Annotated in this window: 3 protein-coding genes; all 3 read left to right on the top strand. The window is 55.9% G+C overall.

Annotated features, from left to right (window positions below; all coding sequences use genetic code 11):
• Positions 1–186: hypothetical protein (locus H8S45_RS16080; RefSeq protein WP_207724529.1), on the top strand; the 186-nt coding region annotated here is incomplete at its 5' end.
• The gene (locus tag H8S45_RS15790; protein WP_152959543.1) at positions 143–388 is read left to right on the top strand and encodes a hypothetical protein; all 246 of its coding nucleotides are present in this window, start codon (positions 143–145) and stop codon (positions 386–388) included. The genes H8S45_RS16080 and H8S45_RS15790, both read left to right, overlap by 44 nt.
• Positions 389–515: 127 nt before the next feature.
• Positions 516–1,170 (top strand): hypothetical protein (locus H8S45_RS15785; protein WP_186950587.1); only part of this gene is annotated, 655 nt, incomplete at its 3' end.

Below are 1,170 nucleotides of genomic sequence, written 5' to 3'. Positions count from 1 at the left end.
GATTTCGCAGCCTACCAGCGCGTGCAGGAGCAGGCGGCTCCGCAGCAGGACATTAACCTTTCGGAATATGTGAAGAAGTCTGACTTTGACGAACTCGCAAGGCGGTTTAACGCCTTGTGCGACCAGTTAGGAGGGACGACAAATGAACATGGGTCAAATGCTCATGCAGGGGCTGACGGCAAATAACCCGATGGTCGCCCAGATCATGCAGATGAAAAACAGCGGCATGACCCCGCAACAGGCGCTACAGCAGATGGCGCAGAGCAATCCGCAGATGCGGCAGATCATGCAGGGCGGCAATCCCCAGCAGGCGGCAATGAACATGCTGAAAGAGGCGGGTCTGGACCCGCAGCAGTTCATGCGGCAGGCAAACCAGCTTTTCAAATAAGGCAGAGATACTTCTGAAAATCTGTCTCTTTTTCGGTTTACTCGGTTCCTGATAAAAAACCGCTTCCCATTGAACATCAGGGGAGCGTACGGCCCCGATGTAAATACACGAAAAGGAGATTAAATTTATGTCTGATGATTCGATGGCTTTGGGCTATGCATTAGGCCAGGACAGCAATAATAATTCTGGAAGCGGCATGTGGGGCGGTGATGGCTGGTGGGCCATTATCCTCTTTGCTATGATTTTCGGCTGGGGCCGCGGCGGCTTTGGCTTCGGCGGCTTCGGCGGCGGCGCGTCCACTGATCCTGGCCTGCAGGGCATTGCGACCCGCGCTGATGTAAACGAGGCGATTGCATTCAACGGCCTGGAACGCGGCATTTCCGCAATCCAGCAGGGCATTTGCGATTCTGTCTATGCATTGAACAATGCGGTTACCGGCGGCTTTAACAGCACCAATGTTGCGATGCTGCAGGGCTTTAACGGTGTGGACAAGTCCCTGTGCCAGCTCGGCTACAACCTGCAGGACTGCTGCTGCCAGACCCAGAACGCGATCCAGGGCGTGCGCTATGACATGGCGACGCAGGCTTGCGACACCCGCAACACGATCCAGAACTCGACCCGTGACATCATCGACAACCAGAACGCGAACTACCGCGGCCTGATGGACTTCATGGTACAGTCCAAGATCGATTCGCTGCAGTCCGAGAATCAGGCGCTCAAGCTGGCGGCTTCGCAGGCCAACCAGAACAGCTACCTGACCGCAACGCTGGACGCGCAGACCA

This window comes from Agathobaculum faecis, from assembly GCF_014287995.1.
Classification (GTDB): domain Bacteria; phylum Bacillota; class Clostridia; order Oscillospirales; family Butyricicoccaceae; genus Agathobaculum; species Agathobaculum ammoniilyticum.
The sequence above is the reverse complement of the archived record's forward strand: the minus strand, read 5'-3'. Positions and strand labels throughout refer to the sequence as shown.

What these genes read in the sequence shown, in the direction of transcription:
- H8S45_RS15790 (WP_152959543.1), top strand. Translation starts at nt 143, where the DNA reads ATGAACATGGGTCAAATGCTCATGCAGGGGCTGACGGCAAATAACCCG.